At 61.9% G+C, this 17,197-nt stretch carries 20 protein-coding genes and 1 pseudogene; 7 read left to right on the top strand and 14 right to left on the bottom strand.

Annotated features, from left to right (window positions below; translation table 11 throughout):
• Positions 1-74 precede the first annotated feature (74 nt).
• Together LU682_RS17020 and LU682_RS17025 are read left to right on the top strand one after the other, a co-directional pair.
• Positions 75-539 carry a PA2171 family ribosome-binding persister protein gene (locus tag LU682_RS17020; protein WP_010953638.1) on the top strand — a complete coding sequence of 155 codons (465 nt, stop codon included), beginning with the start codon at positions 75-77 and terminating at the stop codon, positions 537-539.
• A gap of 74 nt (positions 540-613) precedes the next feature.
• Positions 614-838: pseudogene (locus LU682_RS17025) on the top strand (hypothetical protein); the annotation flags it as partial.
• A gap of 288 nt (positions 839-1,126) precedes the next feature.
• Here the strand turns inward: LU682_RS17025 and LU682_RS17030 are convergent.
• A complete protein-coding gene (locus tag LU682_RS17030; RefSeq protein WP_154070658.1) occupies positions 1,127-1,300 on the bottom strand; it encodes a hypothetical protein in 174 nt (57 codons plus the stop codon).
• 212 nt (positions 1,301-1,512) lie between these two features.
• Between LU682_RS17030 and LU682_RS17035 the strand changes: the two genes are divergently transcribed.
• The 4 genes from LU682_RS17035 to arsH are packed head-to-tail and all read left to right on the top strand — an operon-like array spanning position 1,513 to position 4,379.
• Positions 1,513-1,860 (top strand): metalloregulator ArsR/SmtB family transcription factor, encoded by a 348-nt coding sequence (locus LU682_RS17035; protein WP_010953634.1) that lies wholly within the window; start codon positions 1,513-1,515, stop codon positions 1,858-1,860.
• A 21-nt stretch (positions 1,861-1,881) separates the two neighbouring features.
• The gene (arsB, locus tag LU682_RS17040) at positions 1,882-3,165 is read left to right on the top strand and encodes an arsenical efflux pump membrane protein ArsB (RefSeq protein WP_010953633.1); all 1,284 of its coding nucleotides are present in this window, start codon (positions 1,882-1,884) and stop codon (positions 3,163-3,165) included.
• A 28-nt stretch (positions 3,166-3,193) separates the two neighbouring features.
• Positions 3,194-3,664 carry an arsenate reductase ArsC gene (locus LU682_RS17045; protein WP_010953632.1) on the top strand — a complete coding sequence of 157 codons (471 nt, stop codon included), beginning with the start codon at positions 3,194-3,196 and terminating at the stop codon, positions 3,662-3,664.
• Positions 3,665-3,677: 13 nt separating this feature from the next.
• Positions 3,678-4,379 carry an arsenical resistance protein ArsH gene (gene arsH / locus LU682_RS17050; protein WP_010953631.1) on the top strand — a complete coding sequence of 234 codons (702 nt, stop codon included), beginning with the start codon at positions 3,678-3,680 and terminating at the stop codon, positions 4,377-4,379.
• A gap of 12 nt (positions 4,380-4,391) precedes the next feature.
• Here the strand turns inward: arsH and LU682_RS17055 are convergent, their stop codons facing one another.
• The 12 genes from LU682_RS17055 to LU682_RS17110 form a co-directional block, all read right to left on the bottom strand.
• Entirely contained in the window at positions 4,392-5,756 is a 1,365-nt protein-coding gene (locus tag LU682_RS17055; protein WP_010953630.1) for a sensor histidine kinase, read from the bottom strand.
• Entirely contained in the window at positions 5,753-6,415 is a 663-nt protein-coding gene (locus tag LU682_RS17060) for a response regulator (RefSeq protein WP_010953629.1), read from the bottom strand. The genes LU682_RS17055 and LU682_RS17060 overlap by 4 nt, the downstream gene beginning before the upstream one ends.
• Before the next feature lie 2 nt (positions 6,416-6,417).
• Positions 6,418-7,059 (bottom strand): hypothetical protein, encoded by a 642-nt coding sequence (locus LU682_RS17065; RefSeq protein ID WP_010953628.1) that lies wholly within the window; start codon positions 7,057-7,059, stop codon positions 6,418-6,420.
• Complete coding sequence (locus LU682_RS17070; protein WP_010953627.1) at positions 7,056-7,862, bottom strand: SDR family oxidoreductase; 807 nt, start codon at positions 7,860-7,862, stop codon at positions 7,056-7,058. Before LU682_RS17070 ends, LU682_RS17065 begins: the two co-directional genes overlap by 4 nt.
• Positions 7,849-8,529 (bottom strand): iron-containing redox enzyme family protein, encoded by a 681-nt coding sequence (locus LU682_RS17075; protein ID WP_010953626.1) that lies wholly within the window; start codon positions 8,527-8,529, stop codon positions 7,849-7,851. The genes LU682_RS17070 and LU682_RS17075 overlap by 14 nt, the downstream gene beginning before the upstream one ends.
• A gap of 8 nt (positions 8,530-8,537) precedes the next feature.
• Entirely contained in the window at positions 8,538-10,007 is a 1,470-nt protein-coding gene (locus tag LU682_RS17080) for an AMP-binding protein (RefSeq protein ID WP_060488890.1), read from the bottom strand.
• On the bottom strand, positions 9,997-10,677 hold the full coding sequence (locus LU682_RS17085) for a thermostable hemolysin (RefSeq protein ID WP_010953624.1): 681 nt from the start codon (positions 10,675-10,677) through the stop codon (positions 9,997-9,999). The genes LU682_RS17080 and LU682_RS17085 overlap by 11 nt, the downstream gene beginning before the upstream one ends.
• A 117-nt stretch (positions 10,678-10,794) precedes the next feature.
• Positions 10,795-11,592 carry an exodeoxyribonuclease III gene (gene xth, locus LU682_RS17090; protein ID WP_010953623.1) on the bottom strand — a complete coding sequence of 266 codons (798 nt, stop codon included), beginning with the start codon at positions 11,590-11,592 and terminating at the stop codon, positions 10,795-10,797.
• Complete coding sequence (locus LU682_RS17095) at positions 11,589-11,831, bottom strand: hypothetical protein (RefSeq protein WP_010953622.1); 243 nt, start codon at positions 11,829-11,831, stop codon at positions 11,589-11,591. The genes xth and LU682_RS17095 overlap by 4 nt, the downstream gene beginning before the upstream one ends.
• Before the next feature lie 65 nt (positions 11,832-11,896).
• Complete coding sequence (locus LU682_RS17100; RefSeq protein ID WP_003254043.1) at positions 11,897-12,154, bottom strand: hypothetical protein; 258 nt, start codon at positions 12,152-12,154, stop codon at positions 11,897-11,899.
• Positions 12,155-12,282: 128 nt separating this feature from the next.
• Positions 12,283-13,467, bottom strand: a complete 1,185-nt coding sequence (locus tag LU682_RS17105; protein WP_010953620.1) for a M20 aminoacylase family protein — start codon at positions 13,465-13,467, stop codon at positions 12,283-12,285.
• A 1-nt stretch (position 13,468) separates the two neighbouring features.
• The gene (locus LU682_RS17110; protein WP_049586256.1) at positions 13,469-14,770 is read right to left on the bottom strand and encodes an MFS transporter; all 1,302 of its coding nucleotides are present in this window, start codon (positions 14,768-14,770) and stop codon (positions 13,469-13,471) included.
• Positions 14,771-15,143: 373 nt separating this feature from the next.
• Here LU682_RS17110 and LU682_RS17115 point away from each other — a divergent pair, with 373 nt between their 5' ends.
• On the top strand, positions 15,144-16,274 hold the full coding sequence (locus LU682_RS17115; RefSeq protein WP_010953618.1) for a porin: 1,131 nt from the start codon (positions 15,144-15,146) through the stop codon (positions 16,272-16,274).
• Here the strand turns inward: LU682_RS17115 and LU682_RS17120 are convergent.
• Entirely contained in the window at positions 16,251-17,189 is a 939-nt protein-coding gene (locus LU682_RS17120) for a LysR family transcriptional regulator (protein ID WP_010953617.1), read from the bottom strand. The genes LU682_RS17115 and LU682_RS17120 overlap by 24 nt on opposite strands.
• Positions 17,190-17,197 lie beyond the last annotated feature (8 nt).

Raw genomic sequence — 17,197 nt, forward strand, 5'->3', positions numbered from 1 at the left:
CGTTGAACCCTGCCGCCCACTGCTACTCAACCTCATGCAAGCCATTTTTCATTCGCCCGCGACGAGGTGACACCATGAATGCTATCGACCTGCTGGTTCAAGACCATAAATTAGTCAAGAAGCTGCTGGAAGAGCTCTGTGCGACCACAGAGCGTGCCGTGAAGAAACGCGCCGAACTGCTGCAACGCATTGAGCAGGAACTGCAAATCCATACCGCTCTGGAGGAGGACATCCTCTACCCGGCGATCAAGCAAGCCGGTGGTAAAGAGGAAGCCAAGATGTATTACGAAGCCAAGGAAGAACACCGGACTGTCGACGCCCTGGTGCTGCCTGATCTGCTTCATACGCAACCAGGCACGCTTGAGTTCGCCGGTCGGGTCAAGGTGATGAAGGAGCTGCTTGAGCATCACATCGAAGAAGAGGAGGAAGAGCTCTTCCCCACCGCGAAAAAGCTCCTCGGCAAAGACCAACTGGACGAGCTGGGGCTCGCCATGCAAGCCCAGAAAAAACTGCTCAAGGGTGAGCAACGGGCCGCTTGAATCAAAGGCGCCAGCCGGGTCGGGCACGACCGGCCCGGCCTGACGCCAGGGATTAATGTTTGGGACTCGCTTCGATGGAGAGCTGGATCGACTTGCTGGAGTGGCCGGCCATGCTGGTCACGGTGGTGGCAGCCTGGTGTATCGGGTCGCACCGTCCAGGACGGCGCATGGTGGGCTTCTGCTGTTTTATCGCCAGCAACATACTGTGGTCAGTCTGGGGGTGGCATGCCCAGGCCTGGGCTTTGATTGTGCTGCAGCTTGTGTTGTGCCTGATGAACCTGAGGGGGTGGCGCAAGAATAAACGCGCTTCAAGGAAAGCGCCTTCAGAGAAGGTTCAGGGCGGCGCTGATGCTACGCCTTATCACCTGCTGACGAGCACTTCCCGAGGTCAACCCGAAAACCCCTCCTGAGCGTTATCCATGATGGAACCACCGAATACACGGGTGAACTGCCGAGTGCTCAGGTGCGCCACCTTGGCCAGCTCTTCGATGATGGGGTGCTCAAGACCACCCCGGTCTCCGCTTCGCGAATGCACAAGCCATGAACCACCACTTGAAAGGAACGTTTCCCGGCGGCGGCTGGCCTCCTCAAGGCTTTGCAGTGCGCCCATTCTTCCACTGCGCCCTGGAGACACCTTCAGCGTAGCCGGTGACACCGATCGCTACCTGCTGAATGCGGCCGCCATGCTGAAGGAAGGCCTCGACCTGCTCGCAGATGCGCACATGGGCTTTTTGGGCCGCGCTGGGGTACGTCTGGGACATGTTGGCATCTCGGTTATGAGCCACTGAACGACAGTCACCCGAGCAAGCACTATACACCCTGCATTGCCATCAGCGTCTGAAGCCTGCCAAAACCCTGCTTTTGTCGACCGAAGGGCGTGGCGACGGCGAGCTGCAAGCGCACAAGCCCAGGAAGGCTTGCTAGCACATATGGAAATACGTATATTCGGTTTTCCGTATGTACAGGCACCCCCATGATCACACCGCCCGATGTCTTCAAAAGCCTCTCTGACGAAACCCGCGCTCGCGCCACTCTGCTTATCGCCAGCCTGGGCGAACTGTGCGTCTGCGAGCTGATGTGCGCGCTCAACGACAGCCAACCCAAGATCAGTCGCCATCTGGCACAACTGCGCAGCAATGGCATGCTGCTGGATCGCCGTCAGGGCCAGTGGGTGTATTACCGCCTGAATCCGGAGCTGCCTTCCTGGGTTCACGAAATGCTGCAGGTCACCTTGCAGGCCAATTCGCAATGGCTGGCTGACAATGCCCTTCGGCTGAAGAACATGGACGGTCGCCCCGTGCGTGATTCCGTCTGCTGCTGATCATCACCAAGCGAGATTTTCATGCTGCCCGCCATTGCTGTCTTCGTGTTCACCCTCATACTGGTCATCTGGCAGCCCAAGGGGCTCGGTGTTGGCTGGAGCGCCGCGCTAGGCGCCATCATCGCCCTGGCTACAGGCGTAGTTTCCCTGCATGACATCCCTGCCGTATGGGCCATTGTCTGGAACGCCACCGCCACGTTCATCGCGGTCATCATCATCAGCTTGCTGCTGGATGAGGCGGGTTTCTTCGAATGGGCCGCATTGCATGTGGCACGCTGGGCAAACGGCAGCGGCCACCGCCTGTTCGCCTTCTGCGTACTGCTCGGCGCCGCTGTATCGGCGCTGTTCGCCAACGACGGTGCGGCGCTGATCCTCACCCCCATCGTCATGTCGATGCTGCTCGCGCTGCGCTTCTCACCTGCAGCGACACTGGCCTTTGTCATGGCAGCAGGCTTCATTGCCGACACGGCAAGCCTGCCGCTGGTGGTCTCCAACCTGGTCAACATCGTCTCGGCCGACTACTTCGGCCTGGGCTTCGCCGAATACGCATCGGTGATGGTGCCGGTGAACATCGCCAGCGTGGCGGCCACCCTGCTGGTGCTATTCCTGTACTTCCGTCGTGATATCCCCAAGCAGTACGCGCTCGATGCGCTGAAGGCGCCGAGCGAGGCAATTCATGACCACGCCACCTTCAAAGTCGGTGGGTGGGTGCTGCTGGTGCTGCTTGCAGGCCTGTTCGCACTGGAACCTCTGGGCATCCCGATCAGTGCGGTGGCCGCCGTCTGCGCCGCAATCCTCTTTGCCGTGGCCGCTCGCGGTCACCGCATCTCAACCCGTCGCGTGCTGCGGGAAGCGCCGTGGCAGGTGGTGATATTTTCGCTGGGCATGTATCTGGTGGTGTACGGCCTGAAGAACGCCGGCCTTACCGACATGCTCACCCACCTGCTGGACACGCTTGCCGAGCAGGGCCTGTGGAGCGCGGCCATTGGCACCGGGTTGATTTCCGCCCTGCTGTCCTCAGTCATGAACAACATGCCCAGCGTGCTGATCGGCGCATTGTCGATCCAGGCCAGCGGTGCAGAGGGCCTGGTACGTGAGGCGATGATCTACGCCAACGTCATCGGTTGCGACCTCGGACCGAAGATCACCCCGATCGGCAGCCTCGCCACGCTGCTTTGGCTGCATGTGCTGGCGCGTAAAGGCGTGCGCATCACCTGGGGTTACTACTTCAAGGTCGGCCTGCTGCTCACGGTACCGGTTCTGCTGATCACCCTTTCTGCTCTGGCACTGCGCCTGAGCCTCTGACGTTCGCCCCCCAGCGGAGGAGCCCTCCATGCGAGTCCTGTTCATGTGCACGGCCAACAGCTGCCGCAGCATCCTTTCCGAAGCAATGTTCAACCACCTGGCACCGCCCGGTTTCGAGGCAGTCAGCGCTGGCAGTTTTCCCAAGGGCCAGGTGCTGCCACGCAGCCTGAGCACGTTGCAGCAGGCCAATATCTCGACCGAGGGCTTGAGCAGCAAAGGCAACGATGCGTTCGAGGGCAACCCACCCGACATCGTCATCACCGTCTGCGACAAGGCAGCGGGCGAAGCCTGCCCGGTGTATTTCGGCCCTGCGTTGAAGTCGCATTGGGGGCTGGAAGACCCCTCCGATGTCGTGGGTGACGAAGCTACGGTCGATGCGGCTTTCCGGGCCACACTGGCCCGTATCGAGTCTCGCTGCCAGGCCTTCTTCGCGCTGCCGTTCGATCACCTCGACCGCGAGCAGCTCAAGCACGCGCTGGATCGCATCGGCTCGCTTTGAACAGGAAGAAAACATGTCCGAGCAACTGCCTAACCTCGACCTCACGCTGTTCGACCTGCCGCCTTCGGCAACCCCGACCTGCGAACACAAACCTCGCATCCTGCTGCTGTACGGGTCTACCCGAGAACGCTCCTTCAGTCGCTTGCTGGTAGAAGAAGCCGCGCGCCTCCTGGAGCACTTCGGTGCCGAAACCCGCACCTTCGACCCGTCGGGCCTGCCGCTGCCTGACGATGTACCCGTAGAGCATCCCAAGGTGCAGGAGCTGCGTGAACTGGTGCAATGGTCAGAAGGCCAGGTGTGGTGCTCGCCAGAGCGCCATGGGGCGATGTCGGCGGTGTTCAAGGCACAGATCGACTGGATTCCCTTGGCGCTGGGGGCATTGCGCCCCACCCAAGGCAAGACCCTGGCCGTGATGCAGGTGTGCGGCGGCTCGCAGTCGTTCAACGTGGTCAACCAGTTGCGCGTGCTGGGCCGCTGGATGCGGATGTTCACCATCCCGAACCAGTCTTCGGTACCCAAGGCTTATCTGGAGTTCGACGACGCCGGGCGGATGAAGCCATCGCCGTACTACGATCGCGTGGTTGATGTCATGGAGGAGCTGGTGAAGTTTACCGTGCTGCTGCGCGACCGCCAGGCATTCCTGGTCGATCGCTATTCGGAGCGCAAGGAAAGCGCCGAGCAGCTATCTGAGCGGGTCAATCAGCGATCCATCTGAAGCAAAGGTGATTCAAGACAGTGGAAACGACAAGGTAGCGGCCAGCCCGCCACCCGCTCTGTTTTCAAGGCGTACCTGCCCCCCCATACGGTCGATGATGGTCGCGACGATGGACAGCCCAAGGCCTGCACCATTTGGGCTATTTCGGCTGTAAAAGCGCTCGAATACACGGGACAGGCTCTCCTCATCGATGCCCGTCCCTTCATCCTCGACGACCAGTTCGACGCTGCTGTCCAGACGCCGCAGTGACACGGCGATGCGCCCCCCAGGCGGTGAGTGTTCTACCGCGTTGGACACCAGGTTCTGTAGCGCAATGCCCAGCGCGCCGGCGTCGATCTGCAGGTGGTGGTCCCCTTCGTCGATGTCCAGCGAGGGTTCCAGGCCACGGTCCAGTATCCATGGGGTCAGTTCAGCCAGGGTTTCGGTGACGACCTCGGCCAGGTCGATCCGGGTGCTGGCTCGCTGCCCCAGTCTTGGCTCGACGCGGGCCAAGGTCAGCAACTGGTTGACCACCCGTGTCAGCCGATCGACCCCGCCCACAAGAAAGCCCAGGGCTTTCTGGCGCTCGGCATCATTGCTGGCGGCCAGCGCGTTCTGCGCGTGCAGGCGCAATACGGCCAGAGGCGTACGCATTTCGTGGGCAGCATCGGCAATGAAGCGATGTTCACGCCGCAGCAGATCGTCGATCTGCGCCAGCAAGCGATTGATGGCCGCCTGCATGGGCTCCAGTTCAGTGGGAAGCGGTACCAGTTGCAGCGGCTCCAGCGAATCTGCATGACGCCTGCGGATGACATTGGCCATGTTCTGCAGTGGCCGCAGCCCCCAGCCGATCGCAGCCCACACCAGCAGTGCCAACGCCAGGCTGCCAAGCAGGAACGGGAACAGCGTGTGGCGAACGATGCGGTCGATCAGGTCGTAGCGCACATCATCACGCTCCCCCACCCAGATAAGCCAGTGTTTTTCCGGCACCGGCAAAACGAAACCGCGCCATTGTTCACCGCCACTGGAAAAGTCGTAGAACCCTGGAGCAGTGGGTGGTGGGTCGATGGGTGGCGCACTGGGTGTATGCACCAGCAACGCCATGCCTTCACCCCAGACCTGGAATGCCAGCTTGCTTTCGTAAGGGTGCCCCACCTGATGCCGCCCCGCTTTGCCCAAGGCATCGTTGAAGGCCTGATACAGCGCCTCACGCGAGCCCTCTTGTACCGGCATGCTCATCACGCCTTGCAGCAAACGCGCGTTCTGGGCCAGGTGCGCGTCATATACCTCGTTAATTTCGTGGCTGCTGTCGTGGTAGTTATAGAGCGCGAGCAAGCCGGTACCGAGTAGCAGCAAGAGCATCACGCGCCACAGCGTGCGCTGGCGAAGCGAGGTCATGCCTTGACCTCGACCAGATAGCCAATTCCGCGCACCGTGCGAATCAGGCCGTTGAACAGCTTCTTGCGCAAATGGTAGATGTTCACCTCCAGCGTGTTGCTCTCCGGCTCTTCATCCCAGCCATACAGCAGTTGAGTCAGGCGCTCACGTGTGAATACCTTGCCCGGCTGTGCCAGCAACTCATGCAACAGCACATACTCTTTGGGAGTGAGCACAACCTCGACGCCGTTGTATTGCACTTGCTGGGTGGTCGGGTCCAGGCTGACCCCGGCATGCTCGATCAGCACCTTGGCGCGCCCGACGCTGCGCCGCAGCAAGGCGCGCAGGCGTGCCTTGAGCTCATTGAGGTCAAAAGGCTTGACCAGGTAATCATCGGCGCCGGCATCCAGGCCGGCAATGCGATCATCGAGGGCATCCCGCGCGGTGAGGATCAGCACCGGCAAGCTGTCGCCGCCGGCGCGTAATCGCCTGAGTAGCTCAAGGCCATCCATGCGGGGCAATCCAAGATCCAGGATCACCAGGTCGAAGGTCTCGTGCTGCAACGCATGCAAGCCACTGACACCGTCCCGCAACCAGTCAAGGGTGTAACCCTCCTGGCGCAAGCCGTCGCAGATCCCTTCCCCCAGTGCGATGTCATCCTCAACCAGCAACAGCCGCATGTTCAGTCCTGTTTGTCCTTGATGGTCTTGAGTAAAGCATCGATATCGGCACGCCGGCCCTGGTCAGCCAACTCACGCCCCGGCCGGGGCGGTGCCTGCAAGGCTTTCTGCAGGGCGGCGGTAGCTTCAGGGTAGCGCTTCTGCCGATACAGATGATCGGCCCAGAAATAGTTGCTGTCGATACCGTTGGGGTTGATCTGCAAGGCTTTGCGCAGCATCTTGTCGGCCATCTCGGCATCACCGAAACCGATAGGCCAGCCTGGCACCTGGTCATACAGCGTGCCCAGGCTGGTGTAAGCCGAACCTTGCAGGGCGGCGGGGTCCAATTTCATGGCCTGCTCCAGGCTAGCTTTCGCCGCCTTGACCTTGCCCAGTGCACCGAGGCCACCCGTCGCCCCCGCCCAACTGCTGTTGATGATGCCCTCCCAGATCAAGGGTTCAGGTGTGCCGGGATACTGACGAACAAACGTTGCAGCATCGCCTGCCAGCTTTTCGAAGGCGTCGGCACGCTTATCCTTGGGCATTTGGTACTGAATCTGCGCCCAGCGCTGCTGCAGATCACTCAGGCGCTGGCTGCCTGCCTGGTCCAATGCCCAGGTGAAGGGTGCAAATGCCAGCAAGCTGGCAATGAACAGACGCTTCATTTGTTCGACTCCTTGGAGTGGCTGCCGATATAGCGGCGAATGACTGGCAGTTGCTTGCGTAGAGCGCGATCGACCATGCCCGGCAACATGCCGTTGATACGCACGAAGAGCTTTTCCGGCCACCCCAGGTAAAGCTCGGTGCGCTCGGATTGCACCGCCTGGAGCACAGCACGGGCGACGTCCGCCGGGTCGTCCATACCAACTTTCAGCGCTTGATTGAGCGCAGTCGCAGCGCTGCTGTTCATCGTTGTGCGGGTCGCCCGGGGGGCGGCATACAGCACGTTCACCGTGGTGTCGGCCAACTCGCGGCGCAGCGCTTGCGAAAAACCACGCAGCGCAAACTTGCTGGCGCAGTAGGTGGCGTAGCCGGGGTAGCCGATCGAGCCATAGGTCGACCCGACATTGACCACCAACGCCTTGGGCTGAGCGCGCAGCAACGGCAGGCAGGCGCGGGTCAGTTGCAGGGGAGCCTTCAGGTTGATGTCCAATAGCTCGTCCAACGCATACTCATCCAGCTGGTCGAGCAGAGCGAAGCGATTCACGCCAGCAGCGTTGATCAGCACATTCACAGCCCCCATCTCGCGTGCCCGCTCGATGACCTGTTCGCGCCCTGACGGGCTGCGCAGGTCGGCCTCCTGCCAGCGCAGACGATCAGGGTACCGGTTCATCAGGCCAGCCAGCTTGCCCATATGCCGACTGACGGCCAACACCTGGGCACCGGCAGCGCAGAGCTGTTCAGCCAATTCCAGGCCTATGCCCCCACTGGCGCCGGTGAGGATCACCACGGACTCAGCCAAACGCATGGTGCACCTCTTGCTGCCCGGCACGCGGCAAGCCCTGGAACATCTCGGTGTACAAGCGGTAGACGACCTTGGCCGCGTGGAGGACGGCCTGCTGGTCACCGGCATCGTCGAGGCGATCCATCAACCGTTTGTAGGTCACCATGTGCTCCTGGTCGAGCGCACCGTGCGAGCTGAGGTAGCTGAACGCCTGGTCAGGCAGGGCCAATGTGTTCTGGATAACGCCCGCCGCCTGGGTGGCCAGGGCGATGCTGGTGCCTTCGAGCACGTTGACCATGCCGAACAACCCGACCGGGTTGCCACGGGCGATCAGGTCGTACAGGTAGGCGACCATCAGCTCGATGGATTGCACCGGCTGGCCATCGCGCACGGCCTCCCAGTCACCGCCGCACGCTCTGATGTCGTTGAGGATCCACTGCTCGTGGCCGTATTCCTCCTCAATGTATTCGCAGACCGCGCCGCGCAGCCACTCCAGCCGCAGCGGCAATCGAGCCCCACAGGCCATCATCAGCGGCACGGTATGGCGCACGTGGTAATAGGCCTGGGTCAGGAAGGCGACGTAGCTGTCCAGGCTGACCTGGCCGGCCAGCGCTTCGCGGATCACCGGTACGGCGAACAGCGCCTGACGCTCTTGGGCGGTTTGTACTTGCAGGGTGTCGAAAAAGGACATTGTGAACCTCACAACGAGATGTCGGACAACAGGGTGTGGTAACGCTGCAAGATCGCCTCACGTCGCGGGCGGCCATTGGCAGTCAGGGTTTCGTCAAGCGTGCTAAGAGGCACTGGCAAGCGGCGCCAGTCGTGCACCCTGGCGTAATCGGGCAATCGCGCGTTGCATTGCTGTACGGCCTGTTCGATGGCCTCGTCGCTGATGCCGGGATCCAGCGGCCAGAGCAAGGCAAGGTTGCGTGGCAAGGCTTCGCCATGCACGAAAGCCTGGGCGATCACACCACTTTGGCTCAGCTCGGCTTCTACCCACTCCGGGTTGACGTTGCGCCCGAAGCTGGTGATGAACTGATGCTTCTTGCGGCCATCCAGGTAGAGGTAGCCATCCTCATCGAGGTGGCCTACATCGCCTGTTGCCCACCACTGCCCGGTTACAGGCGGCTCTCCCAGGTAGCCCAGCAATGTCGAGCCGGCCACCAGGACTTCGCCATCCTCGGCGATGCGCACCTGCACATGCGGCAATGGCTTGCCGACGCTCCCAGGGCGCACAGCCCCTGTGCGGTTGAGCGCCACTACCGAGGCGCACTCGGACAAGCCGTAACCTTCGAACACCGGCAAACCGACTGCCTCGGCCCGCGCGAGCAGGCTTGGCGATACCCGAGCCCCGCCTACCGCCACCAAACGCAGTGGGCCGACCCGCATCAGCCCGCGCTCGATCGCTGTCACCAACCCCATCAGCAGCTGCGGCACAAGGATCAGGCTCTGAGCACCACTGAGGGCGATTGCGCCCAACAGGCGCTTGAAATCGACCTGGCTTGCCCCTCCCATCCCCAACTGCTGCTGCGGATAGAGCTGCACACAAGCGCCAGCCATGAGCGCGGCGTAGACGCCCAGGTTTTCCAGCAAAACGCCCAGTGGCAGTACCGCCAGATATCGCTGCGGCGCGGTTGGGCGGCTGGCGGCCTCCAGCTCATGCGCCACACGCAACAGGGTTTCAGCGCTCAGGCACACGCCTTTGGGCGTGCCGGTGCTACCGGAGGTATAAGTGATCTTGGCAGTGCCCTCAGGCAGCGCCGGGGCGACAAAACTGTCACGCTGCCACACGCCAGCTGGCGCCTGCCGGGCAAAGCCAAGCGCAATGAGCTGTTCGGCCCACTGCGCCTCACACACGACCGCCGTCACTCCGCTTTGCTGCAAGCAGTGCTGGAACTGGGTCGCGCTGAAAAACGGCGGCACTGTCACACTGGCGCGTTCGGCGAACAGCGCCGCCAAATCCCAGAATAGCGCTTCGGGCCCGTTATCCAGCACCACGGCGAAGGTTCCCGGTGGTTGGCTGCGCAAGCAGCTCGCACGGGATTCGACTTCGTTGAGCAGTTGCCGGTAGGTGTAACGCTGCGCATCGCCCTGAACGGCCACGGCGTCAGGATGCTCCACGGCGTGCTGGCGCAACAGTGCCTGAAAGGCTGTCAGTTCATGCCGCATGGCCGGTCTCCAGGGCTAACATGGGAAACCCAAGCCGCTCGAACATGCCCGCCTGCTTCAGGGCATCGAAGCCAACGCCTATGTTGCCGGCAAATACCTGGGGTCGCTGGTCGTAATAGGTCCCCCACTGGTCCACTTGGCCCTGCAAGCGCGCAGGATCCGCTGAGGCCAGAACAGTGGGCACCAGCCCCAGTCGCCGGAAACTGTTGAACAGTGTCGCGGCGCCCGTGAATGCGACCCACTCCAGACCGCGCATGGCCAGCAACCACGTCACGGCGATGATCATTATTCGAGCGCTACCGGCGCTGAGCGAGGCCAGGTTGCCTACTTCTACCATGCAGTTGCGATCCGGTGAGGCACCGGTTACCCGTGAAACAGCGGATTCCAGAGGCTCGTCCAGGTACCGCTCAAGAAAGAGCGGCCCTTCGCTGGCCGGCCGCATGCCTGCCGCCGCGATCAGGCGACCGTGGCTACCCTGCAAGGCAAGCAGCTCCGGCAGGTAATGCTGCACATCCGCCTGGTGCACACTGGCAAAGCGCTCGTGTATGAAGTGCTCCAGCTCGCCTCGCCCATGATCGCCGCTAAGGTGAAGAGAAAGATGCGCCTGATGATCGGCATGGCTACCGATGGGTAACGGAAGCAAACTGTGCCATTGATGAGACTGAGTCATGAAGTTTCCCCCGCCTAGGTGCGACGGAGGGAATTATCGGGGCCGAATCTGAATGCAATCTGAAGTCGGCTACTGTCGGAGCGCCTCAGCCCGGCGCTCGTTCATGTGCTGAACTGACTATGACCGAGCACGACGCGTACCCAGCTCGATCCAGACGGGCGCATGGTCGCTGGCCTTGGCCTGGTTGCGCACCCATGCATCGACACCCGCCCGTTTCAGATAAGGCGCAAGCTCGCGATTGAGCAACAGGTGATCGATTCGCAACCCGGCATTGCGGGCCCAGTGGTTACGAAAATAGTCCCAGAAGGTGTAGACACGCTCGTCCGGGTACAGATGGCGTATGGCATCGAGCCAGCCCTGGTCAAGCAGTCGTTGGTAACACGCTCGCGACTCAGGCTGCAGCAGTGCGTCCTTCAGCCAGGAACGCGGGTTATAGATGTCCATGTCGGTGGGCACGACATTGAAATCCCCTGCCAGCAGCGTGGGGTGGCCACTTTCCTGGAGGCTGCGCGCATGCTGGATCAGGCATTCGAACCAGTGCAGCTTGTAATCGAACTTGGGCCCGGGCAGCGGGTTGCCGTTCGGCAGATAGAGACAAGCGACCAACACCCCGTGTGCCGCAGCTTCCAGATAGCGGCTCTGGCTGTCCTCTTCCAGGCCGGGCAAGCCGCGGCGAACCTCGAGCGGATCACTGCCCCGCACCAGAATGGCCACGCCGTTCCATGACGGTTGCCCATGATGAAGGCTGCCATAGCCTGCTGCCTCCAGCTCTGCGCGAGGGAACTGCTGATCGGCCGCCTTCAGCTCCTGCAGGCAGGCAATGTCGGGCTGCTCCCGCTCCAGCCAGGCCAGCAGCGCCGGCAAGCGGCTGCGGATGCCATTGATGTTGAAGGTGGCAATCTTCAGCGCTTTCATGCGTCCGGGTCGCTCACATGGGCCTGCACGGCATCTTCCAGCGCGCGGATATGCGCCTCATCGGCCAGCGCCTTGAGCGCCAACCAGTCGTCCCAGTCGATGGCACCGTCGTCGCGCAGGGCCTCGGCTGTGCGAAGCAGTTCATGGTGGTAGGCATCCGGTGACGCGCGCCGGTAACTGATGTCGTCGTACTGGGCGTACCAGGCTTCAAGCTCGGCAATGGTGCGTTCGATGCTCATGAAAGCGTCCTCGCTGTCCCCTTTGCTTGTCAGAACTCGGGCACAGCGCGACGTTCAATCAGGCGTCACTGAAAGTAATGGGGATACCGTGCCATGTCGCTCTCCAGCTTGTCCGCATCCGCTGCCCTCTTGCGCACTTCGGCATAAAACAGCTGGCACTGGTTCTGAAACCTGGTGAAATCGCGGTTGGCGGTTTCAATGGCACTGCTCCGGTCGCTGCCCGCGAGGCCTTCGACAAGCCGCTGTGACGAGGTATACGCCTGCCAGCAGGCTTCAACCTGCTGCAGCCCCTTTGCAAGGTTCTCGGTGTCGATAGTCGCCATTGCAGCACCCTCTTTGGACCGAGCCTGGTCCGTCGGTGTGAATCGCCAGAGCGACGATAACGGGATGAAGCCTGTCACGACGCGCTTCGGCTCAGAGCGTAGACCATTTCAGCGCAGATGACGCAGGGTCAACGCAGATAGTCCTGAACCCACTTCACCCAACAATCAGCGCCAATCTTCACCAACGCATCATTGAAATCGTAGTGGGGGTTATGCACCGAGCACCCATGGAACTCGCCCGTGCCATTGCCCAGCATGAAGTAACAGCCAGGCCGCGCCTGCAACATGTAGGCAAAGTCTTCGGTGCCCATGACCTTCTTCGGCATCTTGTCCAGCAGCGCGCCGTCGGCGAACAACGGCCTCAGGCTGTCACGCAGCAACGTGCTTTCGTGATCGCTGTTGCACAAGGCGGGCGCCAGTTGGGTGAATTGCACATCGATCTCCACGCCATAGCTTTCTGCGTGCCCCTTGGCCAGGGCGTCGATGCGGCTGTTGATCTTCTGCTGGGTCTGGGCCGTGTCAGTGCGCACGCTCAGCAACATGCAGGCCTCGTCAGGGATGATGTTGTAGACGGTGCCGGCCTGGATCATGCCGATGCTGATCACGGCGTAGTCCTCGACGCTCAGGTTGCGCGACTTGATGGTCTGGATGCCACTGATCAGGCTGTTCAACGCCATCACCGGGTCTACCGACAGTTCCGGCATCGCACCATGCCCGCCTTTACCGGTAATCCGAATGCTGACACGTTCGGAAGACGCCATGGTGGGCCCCGCCTGCACCACGCACGTGCCCACCGGCAGGCCGGGCATGTTATGCAGCGCATACACCGAGTCGCACGGAAAGCGCTCGAACAGGCCGTCGTCGATCATCGCCTTGGCCCCCGCCAGGCCTTCCTCGTCGGGCTGGAATATCACGTTCAACGTGCCGTTGAACTGGCGTGTAGCCGCCAGTTGCGCAGCGGCTGCCAGCAGGATCGCGGTATGCCCGTCATGGCCACAGGCATGCATGCGGCCGGGGATCTTGCTGGCATGCGCAAACGCATTCTTTTCGCCCATGGGCAGTGCGTCCATGTCTGCACGCAAACCGATGCTGCGCGGGCTGTCCCCCACTTTCAGCACGCCGACCACACCATGCCCGCCCACATTGCGATGCACTTCATAGCCCAAAGCTTGCAGCTTGTCGGCTACCAGGGCCGACGTATCGGGGGTGTCGCCGCCAATTTCCGGCGCAGCGTGGATCTGCCGGCGCAGCATGACGAACTCATCCAGCTCGGCGGCTGAGCCCGGTGTTTGATTGCTCTGCAAAATACCCATATCACTCGCATCCTTTGTTTTCGGGGAAGTACCTGAGGCAGGCCAGGCTGACGACGCCGCCGGCCAGCAGGAAGTAGGCTGGCGCCAACGGTGTGCCCAACGCTGCAATCAGCCAGGTGGCCACCAACGGCGAAAAACCACCGAACAGGGTCACACCCAGGCTGTAGCTGACCGAGGTGCCGAAGGAGCGCCTGGCCTTCGGGAAGCCCTCCATGATCAGCGCGAAGAACGCACCGGCACCGATGCAGGTCGGCAAGATCAGGATCGCCACGCCCATCATGGCCAGGCCCATGTGCTGCACTTGCCCGAGCAGATAGAACACGGGCAGGGTCAACACCACCGGCGCGGCGACCGTCCACACCAGCAGGCGTTTTCTGAGCTGATACTTGTCGGCGAATTTGCCGGCCAACGGGCAGATGACGGCCATGCAACCGCTACTGATGCAGGCAATCGCCATCGCGCTGCCGGGTGGATAATGCAAGGCGGTGGTCAGGTAGGTCGGCATGTAGAACACGAACAGGTACATGCCAATGGTCGAGCTGGCCATCAGGCCGATGCCTTGGGCGATGCGTTTGAGCAGTTCGGCATCCAGCCCCTGCGCTGCCTTATTCGCCGGTGCGGCCTCGTGGGTTTCCGGCAACCGCGTGCGTATGTACCAACCGACCGGCCCGATCAGCAAGCCGAAGATGAACGGTATGCGCCATCCCCAGCTTTCCAGCGCGGAAGGGTCGAGCAACTGGCTGAGGGCCAGGCCAAAGCCGGCCCCCACCAAGGCGGCATAGCCTTGGCTGGCGGCCTGCCAGCTGACGCTCTGGCAGCGATTGCCGACCGCACTGGATTCCATCAGGAATACCGACGCGGTACCGACCTCCCCGCCTGCCGACATGCCCTGGATGAGCCGGCCGGTCACCAGCAGCAAGGTGGCGAAAATCCCGATCTGTGAATACGTGGGCGCAAAGGCAATCATCGCGGTGCCCAGGGTCATCAGCCCGATGGTCAGGCTCAAAGCGGCCTTGCGTCCATGCCGGTCAGCATAGCGACCGATGACCATCGCCCCGACCGGGCGCATCAGGAAACCGACGCCAAAGGTGGCCAGCGACATCAACAACGACGCCATGGCCGAGTCGGAGGGGAAGAAGTGCTTGCCGATCAGTACAGCGAAGAAGCTGTAGATCGTGAAGTCGTACATTTCGAGCGCATTGCCCAACGAGCAGGCGACCAAGGTTTTACGGGAGGACGATACCTGCGCGGCTGAGTGCGCACCTTTTTGCAGGCTCGGCGATGTGGGTAGCGGTCTGATCATTGTTGTCTCCGTTGGCAAATCGCGGCGTGCAGCGAATATCAGCCAATCGGGCACCCAATACACTTGCAGTTTCGGCATAGGGATAACCAATGAGCAATTTGCCGGCGCGATCGTTGGCCAAATTGCCCTGAGCTGGCGCACAGTCCGCCCTCGCTCCGCGCGCGGCCCCAATAACGCCCACAGATCAGCATCCGTAGCGCAGCGTTGGCGCGGGTACGAAGCCTGTCTAACGCGGATGCGCTCGCCAATCCACACGCCGCGCCAGCCCCTGATTAACCAAACGGCATGACCTGACCGAATAAGCAATCACGCTGCAACGTTCTGTTCACCGACGCTAAAGCCACCACATCACCGTGCTGGCCTGGAGTCGTGAATGAACACTCGCATTACGTCGTTGCTGTTGATGATCCAAGGGGCTTGCCTTGCTGCGCAGGCACAGGCAGAGGGTTTTCCGACGCTCGCGCGGATTGCGCCGGGTTTTGGTTATTACGGGCTGGATTACGGCTTCGATGACACGCTCAAGGTGTACGGCACCGTGGATGCATTCGCCAGCTATCACGACTCACAGCACCACTCGGGTTTCAGGCTGGCCGGTGGCGGCGCCTGGACCAACAAGCTCGGGCTGTACGCACGCAAGGCGCTTGACCCCGATACCGTGGTGGAGCTTGACGTCGAGGAGGGTTTCAACCTCAATGGCGAGGCCTTGGAGGGCACCTGGGATACCGTCGGCACCCTGCGCCTGGCGACAGTCGCCCTGCGCTCGCGCACCCTGGGCAAGCTCGAGTTCGGCAAGACCTACGGCATGGCCACACCCACATACGCCGACCCGTTCCTGGCCACCTATGGCTCGCCCTACACCTACCTGGCCCTGCCTGCCGCCGGCAAGGGCGCCTTTTACCTTGACCTGCGCCCCAAGCACACCCTGGCCTACACCAGCCCGACCTTCAGTGGCTTCAGCCTCGGTACCGCGCTGAGCTTTGGCTTCGACGATGCCGCCAGCGCTGGGCGCACCGTGCGTGGCGGTGGCGCCCGGCTGCAGTACCGCAACAGCCGGGTGATGTTGCTGGCCTCCTACAACCGTTACTACAGCGACCCATGGGACGACGGCGGCGCTTCACGCCAGACCGCCAACGATTTCAAGAGCCTGTCGGCGTTCTACGATTTCGGCCCGCTGGCCACCAGCCTCACCTGGCAACGTCAGGACGTGGACCAGGCCGGCACGCCCAGCACCACGCTGTACACCTTCGGCATGATGGCGCCGGTGGGCGAGCTGGACGTGCTGCGCCTGGCAGTGATGCAACGCCAGGTCAGCGCCCGCGACAAGGACGCGTGGGGAGTGATGATCGGCTATGACCACTTCATCAACCCCCGCTGGGCCCTTTATGGACGCCTTGGCATGATCGCCAACCAGCGCGCCTCGTCGGTCACCTACGCCGGCACCCCGGTGGATCAGGCGGGCGATAACCCAAGCAACGTCTCACTAGGCATGTACTACCACTTCTGACCCCACGGGGCGGGTCTGCTTGAGCACCTGCCCGCGCAAGCTGTGGAACAGCTCCTGGGCAGGCGCCGTGAGGCTGTGGCGGTCGATGCAGACCAGATTGATGGGGTAATCCGGAATCAACTCCTGCACCGCCATGGCGACGAACTCGCAATCGATACCGTAGGTAAACCCTTGGTCCACCGCCAGTTCGCTGATGGTCATCAACGATTCCGTGTTCTTCAACAGCTTCAGCGCCATCATCACTGAAGTGCATTCAACGGTGTTCTGTGGCACCCGAAGGCCGTTGGCCTCGAACAGTTGGTGAAACTGCGAAGCCTGGTCGGACAACTCGTCCAGGCTGATCCAGGGGGCGTATTGCAAGGTGCGCAGTGACTGGCTGAACTTCTGCCGATTCGAGGCGTGGCAAATCACCCTGCCCTTGATACTGCCCAGCGCCTCCCAGTCCAGGCTCAGCCGACTCAGCGGTTGCTGCGAAGTAATGGCAAAGTCCAGGCTGCCATCGCGCAAGCGCTGCAGGATCTGGCTGGGACGCAGGTCGGTGATGGTGATCTTCACCCGCGGGTACTTGCGCCGAAAGGCCAGGATACTTTCATCGACGCCATCGAGCATCGCCGTCAACGACGTCACCCCGATCGACACGGCGCCCAGCGCCGCATCCTGAATGCTCGCCGCTTCGATCTGCAGGCGGCGTATGCTCTCTACCACGAGGTTGGCATGGCGGATGACACGCTTGCCTTCCTCGGTAAGGGCCATGCCTTTGTGCGACCGCTGCAACAGGGTAAACCCTACCTCCCGCTCCAGCTCCTTGATCGAGCGGCTCAGCGCGGGCTGAGTAATGTGCATGAGCTTGGAGGCTTCGAGGATGCTACCTGCGTTATGAATGGCGACCAGCGCCCTGAGTTGGTGAAGTTTCAACCGTCTGT

The sequence above is a fragment of the Pseudomonas alloputida genome (assembly GCF_021283545.2).
GTDB lineage: Bacteria > Pseudomonadota > Gammaproteobacteria > Pseudomonadales > Pseudomonadaceae > Aquipseudomonas > Aquipseudomonas alloputida.

Excerpts from the sequence above, each read along its gene's own strand:
- LU682_RS17080 (WP_060488890.1), bottom strand. The coding sequence starts at position 10,007 with ATGCGGCATGAACTGACAGCCTTTCAGGCACTGTTGCGCCAGCACGCC.
- LU682_RS17065 (WP_010953628.1), bottom strand. The coding sequence starts at position 7,059 with ATGAAGCGTCTGTTCATTGCCAGCTTGCTGGCATTTGCACCCTTCACC.
- LU682_RS17060 (WP_010953629.1), bottom strand. The coding sequence starts at position 6,415 with ATGCGGCTGTTGCTGGTTGAGGATGACATCGCACTGGGGGAAGGGATC.
- LU682_RS17030 (WP_154070658.1), bottom strand. The coding sequence starts at position 1,300 with ATGTCCCAGACGTACCCCAGCGCGGCCCAAAAAGCCCATGTGCGCATC.
- arsB (WP_010953633.1), top strand. The coding sequence starts at position 1,882 with ATGCTGCCCGCCATTGCTGTCTTCGTGTTCACCCTCATACTGGTCATC.
- LU682_RS17095 (WP_010953622.1), bottom strand. The coding sequence starts at position 11,831 with ATGAGCATCGAACGCACCATTGCCGAGCTTGAAGCCTGGTACGCCCAG.
- xth (WP_010953623.1), bottom strand. The coding sequence starts at position 11,592 with ATGAAAGCGCTGAAGATTGCCACCTTCAACATCAATGGCATCCGCAGC.
- LU682_RS17045 (WP_010953632.1), top strand. The coding sequence starts at position 3,194 with ATGCGAGTCCTGTTCATGTGCACGGCCAACAGCTGCCGCAGCATCCTT.
- LU682_RS17020 (WP_010953638.1), top strand. The coding sequence starts at position 75 with ATGAATGCTATCGACCTGCTGGTTCAAGACCATAAATTAGTCAAGAAG.
- LU682_RS17085 (WP_010953624.1), bottom strand. The coding sequence starts at position 10,677 with ATGACTCAGTCTCATCAATGGCACAGTTTGCTTCCGTTACCCATCGGT.
- LU682_RS17035 (WP_010953634.1), top strand. The coding sequence starts at position 1,513 with ATGATCACACCGCCCGATGTCTTCAAAAGCCTCTCTGACGAAACCCGC.
- LU682_RS17075 (WP_010953626.1), bottom strand. The coding sequence starts at position 8,529 with ATGTCCTTTTTCGACACCCTGCAAGTACAAACCGCCCAAGAGCGTCAG.
- LU682_RS17100 (WP_003254043.1), bottom strand. The coding sequence starts at position 12,154 with ATGGCGACTATCGACACCGAGAACCTTGCAAAGGGGCTGCAGCAGGTT.
- LU682_RS17115 (WP_010953618.1), top strand. The coding sequence starts at position 15,144 with ATGAACACTCGCATTACGTCGTTGCTGTTGATGATCCAAGGGGCTTGC.
- arsH (WP_010953631.1), top strand. The coding sequence starts at position 3,678 with ATGTCCGAGCAACTGCCTAACCTCGACCTCACGCTGTTCGACCTGCCG.
- LU682_RS17105 (WP_010953620.1), bottom strand. The coding sequence starts at position 13,467 with ATGGGTATTTTGCAGAGCAATCAAACACCGGGCTCAGCCGCCGAGCTG.
- LU682_RS17055 (WP_010953630.1), bottom strand. The coding sequence starts at position 5,756 with ATGACCTCGCTTCGCCAGCGCACGCTGTGGCGCGTGATGCTCTTGCTG.
- LU682_RS17110 (WP_049586256.1), bottom strand. The coding sequence starts at position 14,770 with ATGATCAGACCGCTACCCACATCGCCGAGCCTGCAAAAAGGTGCGCAC.
- LU682_RS17070 (WP_010953627.1), bottom strand. The coding sequence starts at position 7,862 with ATGCGTTTGGCTGAGTCCGTGGTGATCCTCACCGGCGCCAGTGGGGGC.